The organism is Streptomyces altiplanensis (assembly GCF_053591575.1).
Map to the genome: position 1 here is coordinate 126,104 of NZ_JBSFUB010000006.1, position 25,604 is coordinate 151,707.

Annotated in this window: 20 protein-coding genes; 7 read left to right on the forward strand and 13 right to left on the reverse strand. The window is 70.0% G+C overall.

The features are described from left to right. Positions 1-32: 32 nt before the first annotated feature. Positions 33-3,572 (reverse strand): DNA polymerase III subunit alpha, encoded by a 3,540-nt coding sequence (dnaE, locus tag ACWD0Y_RS04550; RefSeq protein WP_450258987.1) that lies wholly within the window; start codon positions 3,570-3,572, stop codon positions 33-35. A gap of 168 nt (positions 3,573-3,740) precedes the next feature. Here dnaE and ACWD0Y_RS04555 point away from each other — a divergent pair, with 168 nt between their 5' ends. From ACWD0Y_RS04555 to ACWD0Y_RS04575, 5 genes are all read left to right on the forward strand, one after another. Next, positions 3,741-5,066, forward strand: a complete 1,326-nt coding sequence (locus tag ACWD0Y_RS04555) for a DUF2252 domain-containing protein (RefSeq protein ID WP_450258988.1) — start codon at positions 3,741-3,743, stop codon at positions 5,064-5,066. Positions 5,067-5,126: 60 nt separating this feature from the next. Beyond that, a complete protein-coding gene (locus ACWD0Y_RS04560) occupies positions 5,127-5,825 on the forward strand; it encodes a hypothetical protein (RefSeq protein ID WP_450258989.1) in 699 nt (232 codons plus the stop codon). Positions 5,826-5,869: 44 nt separating this feature from the next. Further along, a complete protein-coding gene (locus ACWD0Y_RS04565) occupies positions 5,870-6,685 on the forward strand; it encodes a DsbA family protein (protein WP_450258990.1) in 816 nt (271 codons plus the stop codon). Positions 6,686-6,770: 85 nt separating this feature from the next. After that, positions 6,771-8,426: an alkaline phosphatase D family protein gene (locus tag ACWD0Y_RS04570; RefSeq protein WP_450258991.1), complete on the forward strand. Its 1,656-nt coding sequence runs from the start codon at positions 6,771-6,773 to the stop codon at positions 8,424-8,426. 284 nt (positions 8,427-8,710) lie between these two features. After that, complete coding sequence (locus tag ACWD0Y_RS04575) at positions 8,711-9,715, forward strand: zinc metalloprotease (RefSeq protein ID WP_450258992.1); 1,005 nt, start codon at positions 8,711-8,713, stop codon at positions 9,713-9,715. Positions 9,716-9,913: 198 nt separating this feature from the next. Here the strand turns inward: ACWD0Y_RS04575 and ACWD0Y_RS04580 are convergent, their stop codons facing one another. After that, positions 9,914-10,483 (reverse strand): dienelactone hydrolase family protein, encoded by a 570-nt coding sequence (locus ACWD0Y_RS04580; protein WP_450258993.1) that lies wholly within the window; start codon positions 10,481-10,483, stop codon positions 9,914-9,916. Positions 10,484-10,513: 30 nt separating this feature from the next. Between ACWD0Y_RS04580 and ACWD0Y_RS04585 the strand changes: the two genes are divergently transcribed. Next, positions 10,514-11,605: a mechanosensitive ion channel family protein gene (locus ACWD0Y_RS04585; RefSeq protein WP_450258994.1), complete on the forward strand. Its 1,092-nt coding sequence runs from the start codon at positions 10,514-10,516 to the stop codon at positions 11,603-11,605. 54 nt (positions 11,606-11,659) lie between these two features. Here the strand turns inward: ACWD0Y_RS04585 and ACWD0Y_RS04590 are convergent, their stop codons facing one another. From ACWD0Y_RS04590 to ACWD0Y_RS04610, 5 genes are all read right to left on the reverse strand, one after another. Further along, a complete protein-coding gene (locus ACWD0Y_RS04590) occupies positions 11,660-13,246 on the reverse strand; it encodes a Na+/H+ antiporter (protein WP_450258995.1) in 1,587 nt (528 codons plus the stop codon). A gap of 165 nt (positions 13,247-13,411) precedes the next feature. Further along, complete coding sequence (locus ACWD0Y_RS04595; protein WP_450258996.1) at positions 13,412-13,882, reverse strand: GNAT family N-acetyltransferase; 471 nt, start codon at positions 13,880-13,882, stop codon at positions 13,412-13,414. Between the two features lie 11 nt (positions 13,883-13,893). Further along, positions 13,894-14,835, reverse strand: coding sequence for an RluA family pseudouridine synthase (locus ACWD0Y_RS04600; protein ID WP_093801286.1), 942 nt, complete (start codon positions 14,833-14,835; stop codon positions 13,894-13,896). A 17-nt stretch (positions 14,836-14,852) separates the two neighbouring features. Beyond that, positions 14,853-15,449, reverse strand: coding sequence for a signal peptidase II (lspA, locus tag ACWD0Y_RS04605; protein WP_450258997.1), 597 nt, complete (start codon positions 15,447-15,449; stop codon positions 14,853-14,855). A gap of 117 nt (positions 15,450-15,566) precedes the next feature. Further along, on the reverse strand, positions 15,567-16,328 hold the full coding sequence (locus ACWD0Y_RS04610) for a TraR/DksA family transcriptional regulator (RefSeq protein WP_450258998.1): 762 nt from the start codon (positions 16,326-16,328) through the stop codon (positions 15,567-15,569). Positions 16,329-16,892: 564 nt separating this feature from the next. Between ACWD0Y_RS04610 and ileS the strand changes: the two genes are divergently transcribed. Beyond that, positions 16,893-20,030, forward strand: a complete 3,138-nt coding sequence (gene ileS / locus ACWD0Y_RS04615) for an isoleucine--tRNA ligase (protein WP_450258999.1) — start codon at positions 16,893-16,895, stop codon at positions 20,028-20,030. Positions 20,031-20,325: 295 nt separating this feature from the next. On the opposite strand, the gene ACWD0Y_RS04620 is transcribed toward ileS, so the two are convergent. From ACWD0Y_RS04620 to ftsZ, 6 genes are all read right to left on the reverse strand, one after another. Continuing rightward, on the reverse strand, positions 20,326-21,555 hold the full coding sequence (locus ACWD0Y_RS04620) for a DivIVA domain-containing protein (protein ID WP_450259000.1): 1,230 nt from the start codon (positions 21,553-21,555) through the stop codon (positions 20,326-20,328). A 49-nt stretch (positions 21,556-21,604) separates the two neighbouring features. Then, the gene (locus tag ACWD0Y_RS04625) at positions 21,605-21,901 is read right to left on the reverse strand and encodes a YggT family protein (protein WP_093801281.1); all 297 of its coding nucleotides are present in this window, start codon (positions 21,899-21,901) and stop codon (positions 21,605-21,607) included. 70 nt (positions 21,902-21,971) lie between these two features. After that, entirely contained in the window at positions 21,972-22,589 is a 618-nt protein-coding gene (locus ACWD0Y_RS04630; RefSeq protein WP_450259001.1) for a cell division protein SepF, read from the reverse strand. Positions 22,590-22,713: 124 nt separating this feature from the next. Further along, positions 22,714-23,433, reverse strand: a complete 720-nt coding sequence (locus ACWD0Y_RS04635) for a YggS family pyridoxal phosphate-dependent enzyme (RefSeq protein WP_450259002.1) — start codon at positions 23,431-23,433, stop codon at positions 22,714-22,716. After that, the gene (gene pgeF, locus ACWD0Y_RS04640; RefSeq protein ID WP_450259021.1) at positions 23,430-24,185 is read right to left on the reverse strand and encodes a peptidoglycan editing factor PgeF; all 756 of its coding nucleotides are present in this window, start codon (positions 24,183-24,185) and stop codon (positions 23,430-23,432) included. Before pgeF ends, ACWD0Y_RS04635 begins: the two co-directional genes overlap by 4 nt. 2 nt (positions 24,186-24,187) lie before the next feature. Beyond that, entirely contained in the window at positions 24,188-25,420 is a 1,233-nt protein-coding gene (ftsZ, locus tag ACWD0Y_RS04645) for a cell division protein FtsZ (RefSeq protein ID WP_450259003.1), read from the reverse strand. Positions 25,421-25,604: the final 184 nt, after the last annotated feature.

Below are 25,604 nucleotides of genomic sequence, written 5' to 3' on the forward strand. Positions count from 1 at the left end.
GCGTGCTCTTGGTCCTCGGCCGCTCCGGCCGGTCATCCCGCCAGACAGGACGGCCCGAGCAGCACCTTCAGATCGCCGAAGAGCGCCGGGTCCGGCTGGACCCGGTGCCGGTCGAGCCGCAGCACCGTCGTCTTGCGGGCCCCCTGGAGCTTGATCCGGACCTCCGTGTTGCCCCGGTGGTGCTTGAGGATCTCGCCGAGCTTGGTCACCATCGGCGGCGTGACCTTCACCGTCGGGATGGTGAGGACCACGGGAGCGTTCGTCCCCGCCGAGGACACGTCCGGGACCATCAGCTCCATGGCGACGAGCCGGGGGACGTCCTCGCGCTTGTCGAGGCGGCCCTTGACGAAGACCACGGTGTCCTCGACGAGCTGGGTCGAGACGAGCTGGTACGTCGCCGGGAAGAACATGCACTCGATGGAGCCGGCCAGGTCCTCGACGGTCGCGATCGCCCAGGCGTTGCCCTGCTTGGTCATCTTGCGCTGGAGGCCGGAGATGATGCCGCCGACGGTGACGATCGCGCCGTCGGAGTGCTCGCCGCCGGTGAGCTGGGAGATCGAGGCGTCGGCCTTGTCCGACAGGACGTGCTCAAGTCCGAAGAGCGGGTGGTCGGAGACGTACAGGCCGAGCATTTCGCGCTCCTGCGCCAGCAGGTACGACTTCTCCCACTCCACGTCGGAGAACTCCACGTCGAGCCCGAAGCCCGGCTCGTCGCTGTCCTCCTCGCCCATGCCGCCGAAGAGGTCGAACTGGCCCTCGGCCTCCTTGCGCTTGACCTGCACCACGTTGTCGATCATCGGCTCGTGGTGCGCGACGAGGCCCTTGCGGGTGTGGCCCATCTCGTCGAAGGCGCCGGCCTTGATGAGCGATTCGACGGTCCGCTTGTTGCAGACGACCGCCTCGACCTTGTCGAGGAAGTCCGGGAAGGAGGAGTACTTCCCCTTCGCCTTGCGGCACCTGATGATCGAGTCCACGACGTTCTGCCCGACGTTGCGGATCGCGGTCAGGCCGAAGAGGATCACGTCGTCGCCCTGCGCGGCGAAGTTCGACTGGGACTCGTTCACATTGGGCGGCAGCACCTTGATGCCCATGCGCCGGCACTCGTTCAGATAGACGGCCGACTTGTCCTTGTCGTCCTTGACCGAGGTCAGCAGCGCCGCCATGTACTCGGCGGGGTAGTTCGCCTTGAGGTACGCCGTCCAGTAGGTGACCAGGCCGTACGCCGAGGAGTGCGCCTTGTTGAACGCGTATCCGGCGAAGGGGACCAGCACGTCCCACAGCGCCTGGATCGCCGCGTCGGAGTACCCCTTCTTCTTCGCGCCCGCCTGGAAGAGCACGAAGTTCTTCTGGAGCTCGTCGGGCTTCTTCTTGCCCATCACGCGGCGCAGGATGTCGGCTTCGCCGAGCGAGTAGCCGGCGATGATCTGCGCGGCCTTCTGCACCTGCTCCTGGTAGACGATCAGGCCGTAGGTGACGCCGAGGACCTCCTTGAGGGGCTCCTCCAGCTCCGGGTGGATCGGCGTGATCTCCTGCTGGCCGTTCTTGCGCAGCGCGTAGTTCGTGTGCGAGTTCATGCCCATCGGGCCCGGCCGGTACAGGGCCGAGACGGCGGAAATGTCCTCGAAGTTGTCGGGCTTCATCAGCCGCAGCAGGGACCGCATGGGGCCGCCGTCGAACTGGAAGACGCCGAGCGTGTCACCGCGGCAGAGCAGTTCGTACGTCGTGGGGTCGTCCAGCGGGAGGGAGAGCAGCTCCAGGTCGATGCCCTTGTTGGACTTCACCATCTTGACGGCGTCGTCCATGATCGTGAGGTTGCGCAGGCCGAGGAAGTCCATCTTCAGCAGGCCGAGCGACTCGCAGCTCGGGTAGTCCCACTGCGTGATCGTCACGCCGTCCGTGTGGCGCACCCAGACGGGCACGTGGTCGGTGATCGTCTCGCTGGACATGATCACGCCGGCCGCGTGCACACCCATCTGCCGGACCAGGCCCTCGACGCCCTTGGCGGTGTCGATGACCTTCTTGACGTCCGGCTCGTTCTCGTACATCGACCGGATCTCGCCCGCCTCGCTGTAGCGCGGGTGCTTGGGGTCGGTGATGCCGTTGAGGTCGATGCCCTTGCCGAGGACGTCGGCGGGCATGGCCTTGGTGAGCCGGTCGCCCATCGCGTACGGGTAGCCGAGGACGCGCGCGGAGTCCTTGATCGCGTTCTTGGCCTTGATCTTTCCGTACGTGCCGATCATGGCGACCTTGTCGGCGCCGTACTTCTCGGTGACGTACCTGATCACCTCGCCGCGCCTGCGCTCGTCGAAGTCGATGTCGACGTCGGGCATGGAGATGCGCTCGGGGTTGAGGAACCGCTCGAAGATCAGGCCGTGCTCGATCGGGTCGAGGTCGGTGATGCCCATGGCGTACGCGACGATCGAACCGGCCGCGGAGCCCCGGCCGGGGCCGACCGCGATGCCGTTGTTCTTGGCCCACATGATGAAGTCGGCGACCACGAGGAAGTACGCCGGGAAGCCCATGTCGATGATGATCTTCATCTCGTACTCGACCTGCTTGAGCCGGTCGTCCGGGATGCCGTTCGGGTACCGCCGGGCCATGCCGCGCATGGTCTCCTCGCGGAACCACGTCACCTCGGTGTAGCCCTCGGGCACGTCGAACTTGGGCATCAGGTTCCGCTCCTGGAACCAGCCCTCGGTGTCGATCTGCTGGGCGACCAGGAGGGTGTTGGCGCAGCCTTCCTGCCAGGCGTCGGAGGAGTCGACGGCGTACATCTCGTCGGTCGACTTCAGGTAGTAGCCGGTGCCGTCGAAGCGGAAGCGGTCCGGGTCGGAGAGGTTCTTGCCGGTCTGGATGCACAGCAGCGCGTCGTGCGCGCCCGCCTCGTGGGCGTAGGTGTAGTGCGAGTCGTTGGTGACCAGCGGCGGGATGTTCAGCTTCTTGCCGATCTCCAGCAGCCCGTCCCGGACCCGGCGCTCGATCTCGATGCCGTGGTCCATCAGCTCCAGGAAGTACTTGCCCTCGCCGAAGATGTCCTTGTAGTCCGAGGCGGCCTGGACCGCCTCGTCGAACTGACCGAGCCGCAGCCGCGTCTGCACCTCGCCCGAGGGACACCCGGTGGAGGCGATGAGGCCCTCCGACCACTGGGAGATGGTCTCCTTGTCCATCCGGGGCCACTTCGTCAGCCAGCCCTCGGCGTACGCGTCGGAGGACAGCCGGAAGAGGTTGTGCAGGCCGGTCTTGTTCGCCGCCCAGATCGTCTTGTGCGTGTAACCACCGGAACCGGACACGTCGTCGCGCTTCTGGTGCGGCTGGCCCCACTGGATGCGCCGTTTGTTGCGCCGCGACTCGGGGGCGACGTACGCCTCGATGCCGATGATCGGCGTCACCCCCGCCTTCTTCGCCGAATGGAAGAAGTCGTACGCCCCGTGCAGGTTGCCGTGGTCGGTCATCGCGATGTGCGACATGCCCATCTCGTTGCACGCCTCGAACATGTCCTTGAGCCGCGCGGCACCGTCCAGCAGGGAGTACTGGGTGTGGACGTGGAGGTGCGTAAAGGGCGGCTTGGTCACGGCGGAGGCCTCCGGCAAAACGGTCGGTGACAGGTCGGGGGGACAGCTTGGAAGTCTACGTCGGCCCACTGACAACGAGCGGGCACTCACGAGTACGGTCGGGCGTTGAAAACAGGGAAAGCCCTGTCCCATTTGTCAAGAACGTCATGCACCAGGAGGCAACCGGCGATGTCGGTCCAGCAGACAGACGCCGCTCAGCGCGGCGAGCAGATCCTCGCCGTCTTCGACACCGCGTTCGGCAGACTTCTGGCCGCCGACCCGGCCGCCTTCCGGGTCAAGTTCCGCAAGATGGCCGCCTCCGCCTTCGCCTTCTACCGGGGCGCGGCGTCCCTGTTCTACGCCGACCTGGAGCGCGAGCAGCACGGCGGGCCGTACCTGGACGAGCGCACCGGGCGGGTGTGGATCCACGGCGATCTGCACGCCGAGAACTTCGGCACGTACATGGACTCCCAGGGCCGCCTGATCTTCAACGTCAACGACTTCGACGAGGCGTACGTCGGCCCCTTCACCTGGGACCTCAAGCGCTTCGTCGCCTCCGTCGCGCTCATCGGCTACACCAAGGCCCTCGGCGACGAGCAGATCACCGAGCTGGTGCGGACGTACGCCGCCGCCTACCGCGAGCGCATCCGCGCCCTGGCCACCGGCGCCAAGAACGACGAGGTGCCGCCCTTCACGCTGGACACGGCCGAGGGCCCGCTGCTCGGCGCGCTGCGCTCCGCCCGCTCGCTGACCCGCTTCGGGCTGCTCGACTCGATGACCGAGATCCGCGACTTCGAACGCCGCTTCTCGTCGGACGGCGGCTCCATCGACCTCGACGCCGCCACCCGCTACAAGGTCCTGGCGGCCTTCGACGGCTACCTGGAGACGCTGCCCGAGTCCAGCCTGACCCGCCCCGACTCCTACCGCGTGAAGGACGTCGTCGGGCGGCGCGGCATCGGCATCGGGTCGGCGGGCCTGCCCTCGTACAACATCCTGCTCGAAGGCAACAGCGACGCGCTGGAGAACGACGTCGTGATCTACATGAAGCAGGCGCAGACCCCGGCGGTCTCCCGGCACATCACCGACGGCGCCGTCCGCGACTACTTCCAGCACGAGGGCCACCGCACGGTGATCTCGCAGCGCGCCCTCCAGGCGCACGCGGACCCGTGGCTGGGCTGGACGGAGCTGGACGGGACGGGGCAGCTGGTCGCGGAGGTGTCGCCGTACGCCGTGGACCTCGACTGGTCGGACATCGACGACCTGGACGAGATCGCCGCGGTCGTCGCCGACCTCGGCAGGGCCACCGCCACGATGCACGCGGCGGCGGACGACGAGAGCGGCCACTCGCTGGTGCCGTTCTCCACGGAGCGGGCGATCGACGCGGCGATCGCGGGCGACGAGGAGAACTTCGCAGACCTGCTGGTGGACTTCGCGCACTCCTACGGGGCGCGGGCCCGGGCCGACCACCAGATCTTCGTCGACCTGTTCCGCAACGGCCGGATCCCCGGCCTCTGACCGGCAGGCCGGCCGGGCTTTAGGGACCTCTTACGGGAAGCCGTGGCAAACTCACGTTCCATGGACGTATCCGGGACGCAGCTGAGAGCGGCGCGCGCGGCGCTTTTCACCGCGCTCGTCGTCACGCTCTCCGTCGCGTCCCATGTGCTGCTCTCCCGGGTCCCGCTGCCCCTGACCGCGGTGGCCGGGATCGCGGCCGGTGTGTTCGCCGTCGCGTACGCGCTGGCGGGCCGGGAGCGCGGCTTCGGCGCCATCGCCGGCCTGCTCGTCCCGCTGGAGCTGGCCGCCGACACCGTCTTCACCACCGGACAGCACCTCTGTTACGGACCCGCGGGCGGCCCGGTGACGGGCTCCCTGCGCTCCGTCGGATTCGACGTGCTGTGCGGCGGGGGCGCCGGCACCGGCCTGGGTGCCCCGCTCGTACCGGCCTCGGGCTCCCGCGAGAGCGCCGCCGCCCTCCTCGGCTCCCCCGGCCCGGCCCTCCCCTGGCTGCTGCTCGCCGCCCACGTCACGGTGGGGCTGCTCGCCGCGGCCTGGCTGCGGCGCGGCGAGGCGGCGCTCGCCGGTCTGGTGGGGACCCTGGCCGCGTTCACCTTCCGGCCGCTGCTGATCGCCGCCGCCGTGACCGTCGCGGCCCACCGGTCCGTACGGCGCACGGTGCGGCCCGCCCACCGGGTCCGTACCGCCTTCCACGGCCGTCTGTTCGCGCACTCCGTGGGACGGAGGGGACCGCCGCGCTCGGCACGCGTCTTCGCCTGAGCCCAGCAGCCCCTCCCCCCTCTTCACCTACGGAGAACACGACCATGAGTGCACGCAACCACCAGGCCAACAAGGCGGCGGCCCGCGAGCGACTGCGCGCCGAGCGCGAGCGCCAGGCCAAGAAGGACAGGACGCGCCGTCAGGCGATCGTCGCCCTTTCGATCGTCGGCGTCCTCGCGGTGGCCGGCGGCATCAGCTACGCCGTCATGCAGGCGAACAAGCCCTCCCAGTGGGAGGCCGCCAAGAACGAGACGCAGGTCACCGCGCCCGCGAACACCGAGGGCAAGGACGGCACGAGCGTCGTCGTCGGCAAGAAGGACGCCGAGAAGACCCTGGAGCTGTACGAGGACGCGCGCTGCCCGATCTGCGCGACCTTCGAGCAGGCGAACGGCGAGACGATCGAGAAGGACGTCGCCGCCGGCAAGTACAAGCTCAAGTACGTCGGCGCCACCTTCCTCGACAACAGCGACAACGGCGAGGGCTCGAAGAACGCGCTGAGCGCGCTGGGCGCCGCGCTCGACGTCAGCCCCGAGGCGTTCCTGGAGTACAAGGGCGCGCTCTACTCCCAGAAGAACCACCCGGCGGAGCAGGACGACAAGTTCGCCGAGGACGACTACCTGATCAAGGTGGCCGACGGGGTGGACGCGCTCAAGGGCAACAAGGAGTTCCAGCGGAACGTGCAGGACGGCACCTTCGACGCCTGGGCGCTGAAGATGTCGGCCGTCTTCGACAAGAGCGGTGTGCAGGGCACCCCGACGCTCAAGATGGACGGCAAGAAGCTCACCGGGTCGGACGGCCAGAGCACGCCCATGGCGCCGGAGGAGTTCAAGTCCGCGATCGACAAGGCCCTCAAGGCGTAGCCGCCGCACGGTATTTCACCCAAGGGTGGGCGAACGTTCTTGCGTTTGCCCGCCCTTGAGTCGTACTGATCAGTAATGTACGGCTGTGACCAGCCGATTCGTTTCATCTCCCAGCCGCCGTACGGTCGTCAGGGCCGCCGCCGCCACCGCCGTCGCCGTCCCCGTCGCCGCCGGTACGAGTGCCTCGGCCGCCGCCGACGCCACCGACGTACAGAGCCCCGCGTTCCTCCACGGAGTCGCCTCCGGTGACCCGCTGCCCGACGGCGTACTGCTGTGGACCCGGGTGACCCCCGCCCCTGAGGCCACGCCGGGCTCCGGCAAGGGCCCCGACGTGGTGGTGCGTTGGGAAGTGGCCGAGGACAAGGGGTTCTCGGCGACCGTCGCCCGGGGTACGACGACCGCCGGGGCGGCGACCGACCACACCGTCAAGGTCGACGTAAGGGGCCTGCGCCCGGCCACCGCCTATTACTTCCGCTTCACCGCGGGCGACGCGGTGTCCCCCGCCGCCCGCACCAGGACCGCTCCCGCCGCCGACACCGCCACGCCCGGCGTGCGCTTCGGCGTGGTCTCCTGCGCCAACTGGGAGTCGGGTTACTTCGCGGCGTACCGGCATCTCGCCGCCCGCGCCGACCTGGACGCGGTCCTCCATCTCGGCGACTACCTCTACGAGTACGCCTCGGGCGGCTACCCGGCGCCCCCGTACACCGTGCGACAGCACCAGCCGGCCCACGAGATCCTCACGCTCGCCGACTACCGCGCCCGCCACGGCCACTACAAGACCGACGCCGACCTCCAGGCCCTGCACGCCGCGCACCCGGTCATAGCCATCTGGGACGACCACGAGTTCGCCAACGACGCCTGGTCGGGCGGTGCGGAGAACCACACGCCGGGCGCGGAGGGCGAGTGGGCCGCGCGCGTGGCGGCCGCCAAGCAGGCGTACTTCGAGTGGATGCCGGTCCGCGCCTCCACCGAGGGCACCGTCTACCGCCGGCTGCGCTTCGGCAAGCTGGCCGATCTGCACCTGCTCGACCTGAGGTCGTTCCGCTCCCAGCAGGCGAAGACCGGCAGCGGCGCGGTGGACGCCCCGGAGCGGACGGTGACGGGCCGCGCCCAGCTGGACTGGCTCAAGGCGGGGCTCGCCTCCTCCGACGCCGTCTGGAAGCTGGTCGGTACGTCGGTGATGATCTCGCCGGTGGCCTTCGGCTCCGTACCGGCCCATCTGCTCGCGCCGCTGGCCGGCCTCCTCGGTCTGCCCGAGGAGGGGCTCGCGGTCAACGTCGACCAGTGGGACGGCTACACCGACGACCGCAAGGAGCTGATCGCCCACCTCCGGGACCGGGCGATCGGGAACACGGTCTTCCTGACCGGCGACATCCACATGGCGTGGGCCAATGACGTGCCGGTCAAGGCGGCGACGTACCCGCTGTCGCGGTCGGCGGCGACCGAGTTCGTGGTCACCTCGGTCTCCTCCGACAACCTCGACGACATCCTGCACGTCGCGCCGCAGACCGTCTCGCTGGTCGCGGCCTCGGCGGTGAGGGCCGCCAACCGCCATGTGAAGTGGCTGGACATGGACTCCCACGGCTACGGCGTCCTCGACGTCACGGACGAGCGCTCGCAGATGGACTACTACATCGTCTCCGACAAGAGGCGGCAGGACGCGACAGCGCGGTGGGCGCGCTCGTACCGCACCCTCAGCGGAACGCAGAAGGTCGAGCGGGTGAACCAGCCGGTCCGCTGACCGTCGAATTCCAGCCATCGCGCGGCCCGTTACGGGCAGATCACACCAGGAGGCGGGTGGCGTAAATCCGCCGTCCGAATGCGGACACACCACCCGCCTTGGTAGCGCCAGGACTTACCTGCGCATCTCAAAGTCTGGACCAGACCGAAAGCTTTCGTCCTGTTGCCCCAATTGACCTGAGGATCGATTGGGCTTGATCGATCCTCATCAAGATCTGACATGCACACATAACCTCCGGGCAGCGGCGGGGAACCCACCCCCGCCCACCCCCGCGAGGAGTCAACATGCGTGCTCTTGCTCGTATATCCCCCCTTCTGCGCAAGCGGTTCATCGGTACGGCGTTGATGGCCGGAACCCTGGCCCTGTCCACCCTTTCCGCGCCCGCCGGGACCGCCGTCGCCAAGGCCCCCGCCGAGACCGCCGCCGAGAAGTGCGTCGATGAGCCCCACACGAGCGCCGCCCGCAAGGCGCGCCCCTCCGGCGACCCGCACGCCCACGAGCCCAACGAGGTGACCGCGTCCAAGGCCAAGGCCATGGACGCGGACCTGCGCAAGAGACTCGACAAGCTGCGCACGTCGGGCACCACCGGCAGGGGCTTCTCCGCCACCGCCGTGACCACCATCCCGGTGTACTTCCACGTCGTGCACAGCGGAGCCGCCGGCAAGCTCACGGCGACCGACATCAACAACCAGATGGCGGTCCTCAACTCGGCCTTCGGCGGCCAGGGCACCGGCAACGTCAACTCCAACTTCCAGTTCACGCTGGCCGGTACGGACTACACGGACAACGCCTCCTGGTACAACCTGGCGTCCGGCTCGACCGCCGAGAAGGAGATGAAGGCCGCCCTGCGCCAGGGCGGCGCGGGCGCGCTCAACTTCTACACCGCCAACCTCAGCGACGGCCTGCTCGGCTGGGCGACCTTCCCGAGCTCGTACAGGTCCAACCCGACGATGGACGGCGTCGTCGTCCTCGACAGCTCGCTCCCGGGCGGCAGCGCCGCCAACTACAACGAGGGCGACACCGCCACCCACGAGGTCGGCCACTGGATGGGGCTGTACCACACCTTCCAGGGCGGCTGCAACGGCAACGGCGACTACGTCACCGACACCCCGGCCGAGAAGAGCGCCGCGTACCAGTGCCCGACCGGCCGTGACTCCTGCGCCAGCAAGACCGGCGTCGACCCGGTCCACAACTTCATGGACTACACGTACGACAACTGCATGTACCAGTTCACCGCGGGCCAGACCGCGCGGATGACCGACAACTGGACCGCCTACCGCGCCGGCTGACCACCCGGCCCCCTGCCCTGACGCCGCGAGCGGGCCGGGGGCCGCCGGGAACCTCTCAGGCGGCGCGCACCGGGCACGAAGTGCTCCCGGCCCGCGCGCCGCCCACGCGGCCGGACGCACCTGTGCCGTCCGCCGGTGGGTGCCCCGACAGGACGCCGCACCCGCCCGAGACCGCCGGACCACCGGACCACCGGACCGCTAGAGCGTCGCCAGGAACCCGGCCGCGACCTTCCACGTCTGCTGGGCGGCCCCCGCGTCGTAGTCCGGCAGATCCGGGTCGGTGTAGAGGTGCCCGGCCCCGGGATAGCGGTAGATCTCCACATCCGCGCCGGTCCGCCGCATCCGCAGGTACCAGGCGTTCAGCCAGTCGTCCGACTCGAACGGGTCCGGGTCCGCGACATGCAGCTGCACGGGCAGGTCGGGCGCCGAAGCGTCGTCCGCGATGTCCGAGGTTCCGTGCAGAAGCAGCAGGCCACGGGCCTTCTCGTCGCCGAGCGCCAGGTTCTGCGCGACGGATCCGCCGAAGGAGAAACCGGCGTAGACCAGACCCTTCTCGGAGTGCGGGGCAGCGGCGAGGACGGCGCGCCGCAGCAGCTCGTCCCGGCCGATGCCGTCCTTGACCGCCATCCCCTCCTCCACGGTCTCGGCGGTTTGGCCCTCGAAGAGGTCGGGCACGTGCACCTGGTGCCCGGCGGCACGAAGTCGCTCTGCTGCGGCGTGCACCGCCGGGCGCAGACCGTAGACGGAGTGGAAAAGCATGATGTCCATCCCGCCATCCTCCCACTGAGCTTCGGAGTCATGGAGACCGTACTGCGCCCGCTGATCGTCATCGGTGGCTCGGTCGTGCTCACACTGGTCGTCGGCTGGGCCGCCGACCTGCTGCTGCGCCGCACCGACGCCCGTCACCACGAGACCCCGCTGTGGGGCCTGCTGCGCCGCTGCCGTGTGCCGCTGCAGGTCCTCATCCTGGCCGCCGTCCTGAGAGGGGCGTACGAGAAGACCCGCCTGGGCATCGTCCAGGACCACAGGGCCGGCATCGGCCAGGTGCTCTCCCTCGTGCTGATCGGCGCCAGTGCCTGGCTCGTGATCCGGATCGCCTCCGCCGTCGTGGAGTCGTCGTACGCCCGCTACGCGTCCACCACGCGCGATCCGGCCCGCGTACGGCGCGTCCGTACGCAGGTGACGCTGATCATGCGGATCGTGACCGCGGTCGTGGTCGTGGTGGCGGTCGGCGCGATGCTGATGACCTTCCCCGGCATGAAGGCGGTCGGCACGTCGATGCTCGCCTCGGCCGGAATCATCGGCATCGTCGCCGGTGTCGCGGCCCAGTCGACCCTCGGCAACCTCTTCGCCGGCTTCCAGATCGCCTTCGGCGACATGGTGCGCATAGGGGACACGGTGGTCGTGGACGGCGAGTGGGGCGTGGTGGAGGAGGTCACGCTCACCTTCCTCGCCGTACGGACCTGGGACGAGCGGCGGATCACCATGCCGGTGTCGTACTTCACCAGCAAGCCGTTCGAGAACTGGTCGCGCGGCGGGGCCCAGATGACCGGCACGGTCTTCCTCCACCTGGACCACAGCGCGCCGGTGGACCTGATGCGGGAGAAGCTCCGGGAGATCCTCGACACCTGCAAGGAGTGGGACGGCCGCGACTGGAGCCTGGCCGTCACCGACACGACACCGAACACCGTGGTGGTGCGGGCGGTGGTCACCGCCAAGGACGCGGACGACATCTGGACGGTGCGGTGCACCGTGCGCGAGCAGCTGATCGGCTGGCTGAGCGAGAAGCATCCGTACGCCCTCCCCCGCATCGCCACCGCACCGGCCGCCCAGCCCCCGAACGGCAAGCCGTCGATCACGGACGAAAAGCCGCGCACCGGGCGGGGGTAGACCGCCGGCCGGGTCCGCCCGGCGATCGCGGCGGCCGGGGACACGGCCCCTGCCCTACTTGAGGCCGCGCACGTCCAAGTGGTGCAGCACCCGGTCGACGACCTCCGGATCCGCCCCGGGCTCGTTGCGCGCGGAGAGCACCTCGTGGCGGGCGGCCGACATCATCTCCCGCTGGATCCGGTGCACCGACTTGATCCGCTCGACGCGCTGCGCGGACGCCTCGCGCCGCTCGTCGTCCACGATCTCGGGGCTGATCCTGGCCGCGATGTCGAACGCGCCCCGCTGCAGCCGGTCCAGGACGTCGTCCGGCAGGTCCTCGACCTCCTGGATCTCCCGGAGCCTGTGCTTGGCCGCCTTCGCCGCCCGTACCGCCAGGTCGTGTTCGAGCTCGCGCTCCGCTCCCGTGTCCGCGCGTACGCCGAGCCTGCGCACCAGCCACGGCAGGGTGAGCCCCTGGACGAGGAGGGTGGCCATGATGACGGAGAACGCGACGAACACGATCTCGTCCCGGGCCGGGAACGGCGAGCCGTCGTCCGTCGTGATCGGAATGGCCAGCGCCAGCGCGACCGACGCCACCCCCCGCATTCCCGACCACCACATGACGACGGTCTCGCGCCAGCTGACCGGGATGTCCTCGTCGTAGTCCCGCAGCGTGTGCAGCCGCTTGGCCAGCCAGGTCGCGGGGAGCAGCCACACCAGGCGTACGCCGACGACGACGCCGACGACCGCGGCGCCCCAGCCGAGCATCTCGCCCAGGCGGCCGTCGGCCGTACCGAAGACGTTGTGCAGCTCAAGACCGATCAGCCCGAAGGCGACACCCGTGACCAGGGTGTCGACGATCTCCCAGAAGGTCTGTCCGGCGAGGCGGCCGAGTACGTCGTCGGCGTCGACGGCGTGCTCCGCGAGGTACAGCGCGATGACGAGCACGGCGAGCACGCCGGAGCCCTTGAACTCCTCCGCCAGCACGTAGGCGACGAAGGGCGCCAGCAGCGTGAGGCTGATCTGGAGGGTCGTGTCGCCGAGGAAGTCCATCAGCTTGTCGGTGACCCAGCCCAGCCCGAATCCGACGACGACGGCGACGAGCGCGGACAGGAAGAGCTCCCCGACCGCCGTCGGCCAGGAGAACGTCCCGCTCACCGCCGCCGCGACCGCCACGTGGTAGAGCACGATGGCCGTCACGTCGTTGAACAGCCCCTCGCCCTCCAGGATCGACACGAGCCGGCGCGGCAGTCCGAGCGACCCGGCGACGGCGGTCGCCGCGACCGGGTCGGGCGGGGCGACGAGCGCGCCCAGCGCGATGGCCGCGGCGATCGGCAGCCCCGGGACGACGGCGTGGGCGACCGCGGCCACCGCGGCGGTCGTGACGAAGACGAGCGCCACCGCCAGCAGCAGGATGGGCCGGATGTTCGCGGCGAACTGCCGCCAGGAGGTGCGCTGCACGGCGGCGTACAGCAGGGGCGGCAGGACCAGCGGCAGGATGTACTCGGGCGGGACCTCGACGTTCGGTACGACCGGCAGCAGCGCCAGGACGATCCCGGCGAGCGTCATCAGTACCGGCGCCGGCAGCCCCAGACGCTCCCCCAGCGGCACCGTGACGACGGCCCCCAGCAACAGCACGAACAACAGGGCCAATTGATCCACGGTGCACCATCCGGCGGCTCGAAACCTCGGCGATCAAGGACTCAAGCGTGCCATGCGACACGTCCCGGCCGGGCTGCCCCCCATGCCGTGCCCGCCGGATCCACCGGGCGCCACGGCGACGCGCGCGTGCCGTCCGGGGCCACGGCCCGGGCCGCGGCGCGCGGTCTACAGCGCGCGCCTCATCGCCCGGTGCGCGATTCCCGCGTCCAAAAACCCGGGTCCGTACGCGACGTACCCGAGCCGCTCGTAGAAGCCGAGCGCGTGCGTCTGCGCGTGCAGGTCCACCGCGCTCAGGCCGCGCTCCCCGGCCGCGTGCTCGATCGCCCGCACCAGCGCCGCCCCGACGCCGAGCCCGCGCGCCTCCCTGCTGACGGCCAGCCGGCCGAGGGAGCCGACCGTCGCGTCCCCGCCGGTCCTGCCGGCCGCGGCGGCGCCGTACAGCAGCCGCCCGGTGCCCAGCGGCAGCCCGTCGCCGGTCACCGCCAGGACGTGCACCGCGTCGGCGTCGTACGCGTCGTACTCGATGTCGGCGGGCACCTCCTGCTCGACGACGAAGACCTGCTTGCGCACGGCGAAACAGGCCTCCATGTCGGCGGGCCCCTCCGCGATCCGGACGTCGTACGCAGGCACGCTCACCGGCTGTCCGCTCACTCGCTCTCGGCCCGGATCACGTCCAGCGCCTTCTGCAGGTCGGCGGGGTACTCGCTCCGGAACTCGACCCACTGCCCGTCCGACGGGTGCTCGAAGCCGAGCCGCACCGCGTGCAGCCACTGCCGCGTCAGGCCGAGCCGCTTGCCCATGGTCGGGTCGGCGCCGTAGGTCAGGTCGCCCACGCACGGGTGGCGGTGCGCGGACATGTGCACGCGGATCTGGTGGGTGCGGCCCGTCTCCAGCTTGATGTCGAGGAGCGACGCGGCCCTGAAGGCCTCGATCAGGTCGTAGTGCGTGACCGAGGGCTTGCCCTCGGCCGTCACGGCCCACTTGTAGTCGTGGTTCGGGTGGCGGCCGATCGGGGCGTCGATGGTGCCGCTCATCGGGTCCGGGTGGCCCTGGACCAGCGCGTGGTACTTCTTCTCGACGACCCGGTCCCGGAACTGCGCCTTGAGCAGCGTGTACGCCCGCTCCGACTTGGCCACGACCATGAGGCCCGAGGTGCCCACGTCGAGGCGGTGCACGATGCCCTGCCGCTCGGCCGCGCCCGACGTCGAGATCCGGTACCCGGCGGCGGCGAGGCCGCCGATCACGGTGGTGCCGGTCCAGCCGGGGCTGGGGTGGGCGGCGACGCCGACCGGCTTGGCGATCACGACGATGTCGTCGTCGTCGTGCACGATCTCCATGCCCTCGACGGGCTCGGCGACGATCTGCACGGGGGCTGCGGCCTGCGGCATCTCCACCTCGAGCCAGGCCCCGCCGCGGACCCGCTCGGACTTCCCGACCACCGACCCGTCGACCTGGACCTTCCCGGCGGCGGCAAGCTCGGCCGCCTTCGTGCGGGAGAACCCGAACATCCGGGAGATGGCGGCGTCGACGCGCTCGCCCTCAAGGCCATCGGGAACGGGCAGGGTGCGGAACTCGGGAATGGTACTCACCCGTCGAGTATGCCTTGTCAGTCCTTGTGAACGGTCCCGTCGGGGTCCAGCCCCCGGAACGACAGGATCACAATGAGGATGCCGCCGCACACGATCGCGGAGTCCGCGAGGTTGAAGACCGCGAAATTCGCCGGGGCGATGAAGTCGACCACGGCGCCCTTGAAGACGCCGGGCGAGCGGAAGATCCGGTCGGTGAGATTGCCGAGCGCGCCACCGAGCAGCAGGCCCAGCGCGATGGCCCAGGGCAGGCTGTAGAGCTTGCGCGCGAGCCGGGCGATCACCACGATCACGGAGGCCGCGATGATCGTGAAGATGACGGTGAAGGCCTCGCCGATGCCGAAGGCGGCGCCCGCGTTCCTGATCGCCTCGAACCTCAGCAGGTCGCCGACGACCTCGATCGGCTCGTGGTGCTCCAGCTTGGCCACCACGATCATCTTGCTGGTCAGATCGAGCAGGTAGGCCACGAGTGCCACCGTGAACAGCACGGCGATCTTCCGCTTGCCCCTGCCCACCGGCTGCCCGGCCGGTGCCGCCTCGTCCGAGGGCCGCTCCGGCTCGGCTCCCCCGGTCTCAGGGGTATCCGGCATACCGATGATGCGCTCCGCCTCTGCCACGTGAGTCCCTCAACCTAGGTGCCTGACTGAGCACGAGGGTACGGCACACACGTACGGACGGCCTCGGGGACGGACTCGCCGGTGAGCCCGGGTTCCGGCCCCGGCTCCGGCCCGGACTCAGTAGCGGCGCTCCTGCTTCTGCTTGTCCTCCACGCACAGCGTGGCGCGCGGGAACGCCTGCATGCGCGCCTTGCCGATCGGTTTGCCGCAGACCTCGCAGAGCCCGTACGTCCCGGCGTCCAGCCGGTCCAGGGCCCGCTCGGTCTGTTCCAGGCGCTCGCGGGCGCTGGCCGCCAGTGCCAGCTCGTACTCCCGGGAGATGTTCTTGGTGCCGGTGTCGGCCTGGTCGTCGCCGGCGCCGTCCCCGGAGTCCCGCATCAGTCCGGACACCGCCTCCTCCGAGGCGGTGATCTCCGCCCTGAGGTCGGAGACCTCCTTCTCCAGCTGGGCCCGCGCCTCGGCGACCTCGTCCGGGGTCCACGGGTCCTCCCCCGGCCTGACCGCGAGCTCGTCGGGGGCCGCCGTACGGGACTTGGGGAGCGTCGTCGCCGTGGCCGCGGCCGTCTTCTTGGCGGCCGTGGCCCTGCTCGTAGCCTTTTTCGCAACCACCGTCTTGGCTCCTGTCTCTTCCGCGGCCTGAGCCGCCCCCTTGGCCGCAGGAGCGGCCCTCTTCGCAGCCGCCTTCTCGGCAGGTGCCTTCTTGGCCGGTGCCGCCTTCTTCGCGGCGGTCTTCTTGGCGTCGGTCTTCTTGGCGTCGGTCTTCTTGGCGTCGGTCTTCTTGGCAGCAGCCTTCTTGACAGCCGTCTTCTGCACGACGGGGTCCTTCTCCGCCGTGCCGGTCCCGTCTGCGCCCTGTGCGGCGGTCTTCTTAGCCACCATGGCCGCGGCCCCTTCACATATTGTGATTTTGCACGCGAATCGTTCTGGGACGATAAGTCGACTCCAGCCCCGCGGCAACGGGGCACGCCGCCGGTTCGGCCCGGCCGCGCGTCGGGCGCGGCGAGCCTGCATCGGTTGTGCCCAGCTCTCCGCCCGGTAATCCGCCCCCGGGGACGCGGACGGAGTCCGCCGGACCGCGTCTGGCCATCCGGGTGAGCGGCGCGCGCTGCGCCGCCGCGCGAAACGGGGAGGCCGCCCGGCCGCGTGGCCCGTACACTGGGCGCAGCGAAAGGCCACGACGGGGACGAGTAGCGTCGTACGCAGCCAAGAGCGATCCGGGGACGGTGTGAGCCCGGCGGCGAGCGCGACGTGAAGCATCACCCCTGAGCCGTCGGAAGAAAGCTCTGAGCAGTGGGCTCCGCCCACGGGCGCAGGGCCAGTAGAACCGGCATCGCTGCCCCAATGAGGGGGTCACGGGCGCCGCCCGTGGCCAAGGAGGGTGGTACCGCGGGAGCCCAGCGCTCTCGTCCCTCCGACGGAAGTCACAGTCCGCCGGAGGAATCGATGTCGCTGTACCGCCAGGTGCCCGCCCAGGTCGACCTGCCCGCGCTCGAGCACGCCGTGCTCGATTTCTGGCGCGAGAACAAGGTCTTCTCGAAGAGTCTCGAACAGTCCGAGGGGCGCCCCGAGTGGGTGTTCTACGAGGGCCCGCCCACCGCCAACGGCATGCCGGGCGCGCACCACATCGAGGCCCGCGTCTTCAAGGACGTCTTCCCGCGCTTCCGCACCATGCGCGGCTACCACGTCGCCCGCAAGGCCGGCTGGGACTGCCACGGCCTGCCGGTCGAGCTCGCCGTCGAGAAGGAACTGGGCTTCAACGGCAAGAAGGACATCGAGGCGTACGGCATCGCGGAGTTCAACGCGAAGTGCCGCGAGTCGGTGACCCGCCACACCGACGCCTTCACCGAGCTCACGAACCGCATGGGCTACTGGGTCGACCTCGACGACGCGTACCGGACCATGGACCCGGCATACGTCCAGTCCGTCTGGTGGTCGCTGAAGGAGATCTTCAACAAGGGCCTGCTGGTCCAGGACCACCGCGTCGCCCCCTGGTGCCCCCGCTGCGGCACCGGCCTGTCCGACCACGAGCTGGCGCAGGGGTACGAGACGGTCGTCGACCCCTCGGTCTTCGTCCGCTTCCCGCTGACCTCTGGCCCGCTCGCGGGCGAGGCGTCGCTGGTGGTCTGGACGACGACCCCCTGGACCCTCGTCTCCAACACGGCGGTCGCCGCGCACCCCGACGTCACCTACGTCGTGGCGACGAACGGCGAGGAGAAGCTGGTCGTGGCCCAGCCCCTCCTGGAGAAGTCCCTCGGCGAGGGCTGGGAGGCGACCGGCCGGAGCTTCACCGGCGCCGAGATGGAGCGCTGGACGTACGAGCGCCCCTTCGCGCTGGTCGAGTTCCCCTCCGAAGCGCACTACGTCGTCAACGCCGACTACGTCACCACCGAGGACGGCACGGGTCTGGTCCACCAGGCCCCCGCCTTCGGTGAGGACGACCTCAAGACCTGCCGCGGGTACGGCCTCCCGGTCGTGAACCCGGTCCTGCCCGACGGCACCTTCGAGCCGGAACTCGGCCTCGTCGGCGGTCAGTTCTTCAAGAAGGCCGACGAGGCCCTCACCGAGGACCTGGACCGCCGCGGCCTGCTCTTCCGCCACACCCCGTACGAGCACAGCTACCCGCACTGCTGGCGCTGCCACACCGCGCTCCTCTACTACGCGCAGCCGTCCTGGTACATCAGGACCACCGCGGTCAAGGACGCGCTGCTGCGCGAGAACGAGCAGACCAACTGGTTCCCGGAGTCGGTGAAGCAGGGCCGCTTCGGCGACTGGCTGAACAACAACATCGACTGGGCCCTGTCCCGCAACCGCTACTGGGGCACCCCGCTGCCCATCTGGCGCTGCGAGGACGACCACCTCACGTGCGTCGGCTCGCTCGCCGAGCTCTCCGACCTCACCGGCACCGACCAGTCGTCCCTGGACCCGCACCGCCCGTACATCGACGCGGTGACCTTCCCCTGCCCGGCCTGCGACCGGACCGCGACGCGCGTCCCCGAGGTCATCGACGCCTGGTACGACTCGGGCTCGATGCCGTTCGCGCAGTGGGGCTACCCGTACCAGAACAAGGAGCTCTTCGAGAAGCGCTACCCGGCGCAGTTCATCTCGGAGGCCATCGACCAGACCCGCGGCTGGTTCTACACGCTGATGGCCGTCGGTACGCTGGTCTTCGACAAGTCGTCGTACGAGAACGTGGTCTGCCTGGGCCACATCCTCGCCGAGGACGGCCGGAAGATGTCCAAGCACCTGGGCAACATCCTCCAGCCCATCCCGCTCATGGACCAGCACGGCGCCGACGCGGTCCGCTGGTTCATGGCGGCCGGCGGCTCCCCCTGGGCGGCCCGCCGGGTCGGCCACAGCACGATCCAGGAGGTCGTCCGCAAGACCCTCCTCACGTACTGGAACACGGTCGCCTTCCAGGCCCTGTACGCCCGTACGTCGAACTGGGCCCCCTCCGCGGCCGACCCGGCTCCCGCGGACCGCCCGGTGCTGGACCGCTGGCTCCTGTCCGAGCTCCACGCGCTGACCGACCAGGTCACGCAGGCCCTGGAGTCGTACGACACCCAGCGGGCCGGCAAGCTCCTGTCCGCCTTCGTCGACGACCTCTCGAACTGGTACGTACGCCGCTCGCGCCGCCGCTTCTGGCAGGGCGACAAGGCGGCGCTGCGCACCCTGCACGACGTGGTCGAGACGATCACCCGCCTCATGGCCCCCCTGACCCCCTTCATCACCGAGCGGGTCTGGCAGGACATGATCGTCCCGGTCACCCCGGACGCCCCGGAGTCGGTGCACCTCTCCACCTGGCCCGAGCCCGACCTGGCCTCGATCGACCCGACGCTGTCCCAGCAGATGGCGCTGGTGCGCCGCCTGGTCGAGCTGGGGCGCGCGACGCGGGCCGAGTCGGGGGTCAAGACCCGGCAGCCCCTGTCCCGCGCCCTGGTCGCGGCCTCCGGCTTCGACTCCCTCACCCCCGAGCTCCAGGCCCAGATCACCGAGGAGCTGAACGTCTCCTCCCTCGCCTCGCTCTCCGAGGTGGGCGGCTCGCTCGTCGACACGACCGCCAAGGCGAACTTCCGCGCCCTCGGCAAGCGCTTCGGCAAGGGCGTGCAGGCGGTGGCCAAGGCCGTGGCGGAGGCGGACGCGGCAGCTCTGTCCCTGGCCCTGCGCGAGGGCACGGCAACGGTCGCGGTGGACGGCGAAGAGGTGTCCCTCTCCCCCGACGAGGTGATCATCACCGAGACCCCGCGCGAGGGCTGGTCGGTGGCCTCCGACTCGGGCGCCACGGTCGCCCTGGACCTGGAGATCACCCCCGGACTGCGCCGCGCGGGCCTGGCCCGTGACGCGATCCGCCTGATCCAGGAGGCCCGCAAGAACAGCGGTCTGGACGTGGCGGACCGTATCGCCGTGCGCTGGACCGCCGCCTCCCCGGAGACGGAGGAGGCGCTCACCGAGCACGCCGCGCTCATCGCGGACGAGGTTCTGGCGCTGGACTTCGCCGCGGCGGAAGCGGACGAGACGTACGGCGCCCCGTTCACCGACGAGGGGCTGTCCCTGACCTTCCGCCTCCGCAAGACCGAGGTGTAACGCCGCCCGGCACCAGGGCCCGGCCGACCCTCGTCGGCCGGGCCTTCGTGTTTCCCCGGTCCCCGGGCGGGCTGGATCTTCCAGCCCGCCCGGTGTTCGAGGGCCGGGGTCCGGCGCGGAGCCCCGGTTACGGGAGAGGCCGGGGCGGGGGACAAGTCCGCCGCAGGCGCCCGGCCCGCACCCGCACCCGCACCCGCACCGCGCGTACGCAAAAAAGGGCCGGGCCCCGGGGAGAAATCCCCGGGGCCCGGCCCTCAGCCTGCCGACGGCTACGCGCTCAGCGCGCGCACGGCCGTCAGTTGTCGTCCTCGTCGATGAGGAATCCGCGCATCGGCGACGGAGCCTGCTGCATCGGCTGCGGCGCCTGCGGCCGCACCGGCGCCATCGGCTGGGTCATCGCCGGCGACATCTGCTGCTGGCCGCCGTACGACGGACCGTTGGAGGACGGGCCACCGTGGCCACCCATCGACGGGTTGCCTCCCATGCCGTGTCCCATGCCACCCGAACCGGCCGATGCCATCGAACCGCTCATCTGCGGAGCCGGCGGCAGCGAAGCGGTCGCCGGGGTCCGCGGCGGGGCCAGCGAGTCGTCGGCCTGGGTCTCCAGCTGACGCAGCTGGCTCTCCAGGTAGGACTTCAGCCTGGTGCGGTACTCGCGCTCGAAGCCACGCAGGTCCTCGACCTTGCGCTCCAGCGTGGCGCGGGCGGACTCCAGCGAGCCCATCGCCACGCGGTGCTTCTCCTGCGCGTCCCGCTCCAGCGCGTCGGCCTTCGCACGGGCGTCCCGCTCCAGACCCTCGGCACGGCTGCGCGCCTCGCCGACGATCTTGTTGGCCTCGGAACGGGCCTCCGCGATCGCCTGGTCGGCGGTCTGCTGCGCCAGCGAGAGCACACGCGCGGCGCTGTCGCCGCCGGGGCCCTGACCGGGCTGCGGAAGCTGCGGGCCGTGGCCGCCCATGGGACCGCCCATCGGGCCGCCCATCTGACCCTGACCCATCTGACCCTGACCCATCTGGCCCTGGCCCATCTGACCCTGGCCCATCTGACCCTGGCCCATCTGACCCTGACCCATGGGACCCTGCCCCATCGGGCCGGGACCGTGCTGGCCCTGCGGACCCTGGCCGTGCTGCTGGCCCTGGCCGAGCTGGCCCTGTCCGTGCTGGCCCTGCTGTCCGTGGCCACTGGGGCCCGCGGGCAGCTGCGGAGCGCCACCCGGCAGCTGGGGCGGGCCCATCTGCGGCGGCTGCTGCTGGACCGGCGGACCAGATATGGCGGCGGGCACGGGCGCGCCGGGACGATCCTGCTGCTCCGGCGGCTTGCGCATACCCTGCTGCTGCTGGTTCTGCGCGGCGGCACGCGTCGCGGCGGCCAGCTTCGCGCGCAGGTCCTCGTTCTCGCGGAGCAGGCGTGTCAGTTCAGCTTCGACCTCGTCGAGGAAGGCATCGACCTCGTCCTCGTCATAGCCTTCTCGGAGACGGACGGTCGTGAACTGCTTGTTCCGCACGTCCTCGGGGGTCAACGGCATCTCTTCTTCACCTCTACGTAGTCGTCGGCAGTCGGCAAGACCGTATCGCTCACATCCGGCTCGCAAAGTTGTTCACGAGGCTGATCAGGATGTAGACGATGATCATCAGAACGAAGAAGGACAGGTCGAGTGCCACGCCCCCGAGACGCAGCGGCGGAATGAACCGCCGCAAAAGCTTGAGCGGTGGATCGGTGACAGTGTAGGTGGCCTCCAGGACGACCACCATCGCCTTGCCGGGTTCCCATGAGCGTGCGAACTGGAAGACGTAATCCATGACCAACCGGAAGATCAGCACGATGAGGAAACACATCAGCGCGATGTAGATCACGTCCAGTGCGATACCCATCTCGCGCTTCCCTCTCCCCGTGCTCTCGTGGCTCCGGCCTGCCGGCCGGGGTCGTTCCCGGTGCCTTGTCTCAGCTCTGGTTGAAGAAACCGCCCTCTGCGATACGGGCCTTGTCCTCCGCCGTGACATCGACGTTAGCAGGCGACAACAGGAACACCTTCTGCGTCACTCGTTCAATGCTGCCATGCAGGCCGAAGACGAGTCCCGCCGCAAAGTCGACAAGTCGCTTCGCGTCCGTGTCGTCCATCTCGGTCAGGTTCATGATCACCGGAGTGCCCTCACGGAAGTGTTCCCCGATGGTACGGGCCTCGTTGTAGGTCCGCGGGTGCAGCGTGGTGATGCGGTAGGGCTCCCGCTCGGACACGACCTTGGGCATGATCACCGGTGCGTTCTTCTCCAGGTTCGGACGTTCAGGTGTGATGGATGCCACGGGGGCGATACGTGCCGGTCGCCCGATTTCTGCGGGAAGCGGAGTGACGTGGGGCACCGGCTCACGCTGGGCGGGCGGCTGCACCGCACGCACGGGCTCTTCGTGCCGCTCCTGATGCGGGGGCTGGTGCCGACGGTGCTCCCGCTCCGGCTCCGGCTCGGGCTCGAAATCGTCATCGGGATCGAAACCCCGGCCGTCGTACCCATCGTCCTCCACGAGGCCGAGGTAGACCGCCATCTTGCGCATCGCGCCGGCCATTCTCTGAGTCCTCCGCTCTGTGGTGGATCGGCATCGTTACCAAGTGCCCGCGATCCACTCGGTCTGCCCACCTCACAGTGGGAATGACCATATTTTCTGCTGTGGTCCGACCTGCTTCGCGACGTTACCCGAGCCCGGGTCGGACTCCGAGCACCGCAGTACCGACGCGTACATGTGTCGCTCCGGCGGCCACCGCGTGCTCAAGGTCCGCACTCATCCCTGCCGAGACCATGTTCGCAGCAGGATGGGCCACGCGCAGGCTGGATGAGAATTCCATCAGCTGCTCGAACGCCGCCCGTTGGCGCCCCGCGTACGGTCCGGCGAGCGGCGCGACGGTCATCAGCCCCTTGAGTCTGAGACCCGGCGCGCCGGCCACCTTCGCGGCCAACTCCTCGATGCCGTCGGGCGCGACGCCGCCGCGCTCCCCCCGTTCGCCCGACTCCGCGTCGAGGGCGACCTGAATGAGGCAGTCCAGCTCGCGCCCGGCCCGTACCGCTCCGGCCGAGAGCGCCGTGACGAGCTTCGCCCGGTCGACGGACTGCACCACATCGGCATAACTGGCCACAGAACGGGCCTTGTTTGTCTGAAGTTGCCCAACAAAGTGCCAGTTGAGCGACAGGTCTGCGCACGCGGCCGCCTTGGGCGCCGCGTCCTGGTCCTTGTTCTCCGCGACATGGCGCACGCCGAGTTCGGCGAGCAGGCGCACATCGCCGGCCGGGTACGTCTTGGTGACCACGATCAGGGTCACCTCTTCGCGCTCCCGCCCCGCGGTCGCGCAGGCGGCGGCGATCCGCTCCTCCACCTGCGCCAGGTTCGCGGCGAGTTGTTCCTTGCGGTCCGTCATGCCCATCCGTCCAGCCAGACATATCCGGCGAGCCGCCCCGTGGTGCGGTCGCGGCGGTAGGAGAAGTGGTCGCCCGACTCCAGCGTGCAGACCGGCGACCGCCACCGGTCGCGTACGCCGAGCGCTTCGAGCTGGGCGTGCACTCCGGCGCTCACGTCGACGGCCGGTGTTCCCCAGCTGGTCTGCGACCATGCCTCGGGCACGGCCTGCGCCACCTCGGCCCGCATCTCCTCCGGGACTTCGTAGCAGCGCCCGCAGACGGCGGGCCCCGTACGCGCGGTGATACGGGAAGGATCGGCGCCCAGTGCGATCATCGCCTCGACCGCGGCCGGGACGACCCCCGCGACCATGCCGGGGCGTCCGGCGTGAGCGGCGGCCGCGACACCGGCGACGGGGTCGGCCAGCAGGACGGGCGTGCAGTCCGCGGTGAGTACGGCGAGGGCGAGGCCGCGACGGGCGGTCACGATCGCGTCGACCGCCGGAACGGCCCGGTCCTTCCCGGCGCTCGCGGCGCCCCACGGTCCCTCGACCACGGCCACATCGCGTCCGTGCACCTGGTTCATCCAGACGACCAGGTCCGGGTCGAGGCCGAGCGACGTGGCGACGAGCTCCCGGTTGCCGCGCACGGCGGCGGGGTCGTCGCCGACCGCACCGCCGAGATTGAGCTGGTCGTACGGAACGGCGCTCACGCCGCCCCACCTGTCGGTGAAGGCGAAGTGCGCGCCGTTCTCGTGTATCGCGTCGGGCTGCACTGTCACTTCAAGAAGTCCGGAACATCCAGCTCTTCCGCCTGGCTGTCCTGGTAGGGACGGGCCGGCGGTACGTGCGCCGGCGAGGCCGGCGTGCTCGGGAGCTCGGCCGCCGGGGCGGCCTCGGCCTGGGACTGGGCCGGAGCCGGCTCGTCGCGCTCGCGCGGAGGAACGGTGCCGATGCCGCCGACGGGCCGCGAGGGCTCGGCGGGCCGGGACGGCGCGGACTCCTCGCGCTTGGCGCCCGAGCCGGTGCCGACGCCGAGCACGTTCTCGCGGCGGGCCGGCGGCTGTCCGCCGTCGAAGCCCGCGGCGATGACGGTGACCCGTACCTCGTCGCCCAGCGCGTCGTCGATGACCGCGCCGAAGATGATGTTGGCCTCGGGGTGGGCGGCCTCGCTCACCAGCTGCGCGGCCTCGTTGATCTCGAAGAGACCGAGGTCGCTGCCGCCGGAGATGGAGAGCAGCACGCCGCGGGCACCGTCGATGGACGCCTCCAGGAGCGGCGAGGAGATCGCCATCTCCGCGGCGGCCACCGCACGGTCGTCGCCGCGCGCCGAACCGATGCCCATGAGCGCCGAACCGGCCTCGGACATGACCGACTTGACGTCGGCGAAGTCGAGGTTGATCAGACCGGGTGTGGTGATGAGGTCGGTGATGCCCTGGACGCCGGAGAGCAGTACCTGGTCGGCGGACTTGAACGCGTCCAGCACGCTGACCTGGCGGTCCGAGATGGACAGCAGCCGGTCGTTGGGAATGACGATGAGGGTGTCGACCTCTTCGCGGAGCTCGGCGATGCCGTCCTCCGCCTGGTTCGCGCGACGCCGGCCCTCGAAGGTGAACGGGCGGGTGACCACACCGATCGTGAGGGCGCCGAGCGAGCGCGCGATGTTGGCGACGACAGGGGCGCCACCGGTTCCGGTGCCACCGCCTTCGCCTGCGGTGACGAAGACCATGTCGGCCCCCTTGAGGACCTCCTCGATCTCCTCACGGTGGTCCTCTGCCGCCTTACGGCCGACTGCCGGGTTGGCTCCGGCGCCGAGGCCGCGGGTCAGTTCGCGTCCGACGTCGAGCTTGACGTCGGCGTCGCTCATCAACAGGGCTTGCGCGTCAGTGTTGATCGCGATGAACTCGACGCCCTTGAGACCGACCTCGATCATTCGGTTGATGGCATTGACACCACCGCCGCCGACACCGATGACCTTGATGACTGCGAGGTAGTTCTGCGGTGCTGCCACGTCGAAGGCCTCTCGCCTCGAGTTACGTGCCGCCGCGGAGTTGCAGCGCCGCGACGACTGATGCCGATTGGGACGGTCCGAACGCCGACCCGAACCCTAACCTTGAAGTTTAGGGTTACCAGTGTGTCTGTTCCTTGGACTCTCCGAACAGGACACTAAGTCGACAAGTGGCGCACGTTCAACG

Excerpts from the sequence above, each read along its gene's own strand:
- ACWD0Y_RS04555 (WP_450258988.1), top strand. The coding sequence starts at position 3,741 with ATGTCGGTCCAGCAGACAGACGCCGCTCAGCGCGGCGAGCAGATCCTC.
- ACWD0Y_RS04560 (WP_450258989.1), top strand. The coding sequence starts at position 5,127 with ATGGACGTATCCGGGACGCAGCTGAGAGCGGCGCGCGCGGCGCTTTTC.
- ACWD0Y_RS04565 (WP_450258990.1), top strand. The coding sequence starts at position 5,870 with ATGAGTGCACGCAACCACCAGGCCAACAAGGCGGCGGCCCGCGAGCGA.
- ACWD0Y_RS04575 (WP_450258992.1), top strand. The coding sequence starts at position 8,711 with ATGCGTGCTCTTGCTCGTATATCCCCCCTTCTGCGCAAGCGGTTCATC.
- ACWD0Y_RS04580 (WP_450258993.1), bottom strand. The coding sequence starts at position 10,483 with ATGGACATCATGCTTTTCCACTCCGTCTACGGTCTGCGCCCGGCGGTG.
- ACWD0Y_RS04585 (WP_450258994.1), top strand. The coding sequence starts at position 10,514 with ATGGAGACCGTACTGCGCCCGCTGATCGTCATCGGTGGCTCGGTCGTG.
- ACWD0Y_RS04610 (WP_450258998.1), bottom strand. The coding sequence starts at position 16,328 with ATGGTGGCTAAGAAGACCGCCGCACAGGGCGCAGACGGGACCGGCACG.
- ileS (WP_450258999.1), top strand. The coding sequence starts at position 16,893 with ATGTCGCTGTACCGCCAGGTGCCCGCCCAGGTCGACCTGCCCGCGCTC.
- ACWD0Y_RS04620 (WP_450259000.1), bottom strand. The coding sequence starts at position 21,555 with ATGCCGTTGACCCCCGAGGACGTGCGGAACAAGCAGTTCACGACCGTC.
- ACWD0Y_RS04625 (WP_093801281.1), bottom strand. The coding sequence starts at position 21,901 with ATGGGTATCGCACTGGACGTGATCTACATCGCGCTGATGTGTTTCCTC.
- ACWD0Y_RS04630 (WP_450259001.1), bottom strand. The coding sequence starts at position 22,589 with ATGGCCGGCGCGATGCGCAAGATGGCGGTCTACCTCGGCCTCGTGGAG.
- ACWD0Y_RS04635 (WP_450259002.1), bottom strand. The coding sequence starts at position 23,433 with ATGACGGACCGCAAGGAACAACTCGCCGCGAACCTGGCGCAGGTGGAG.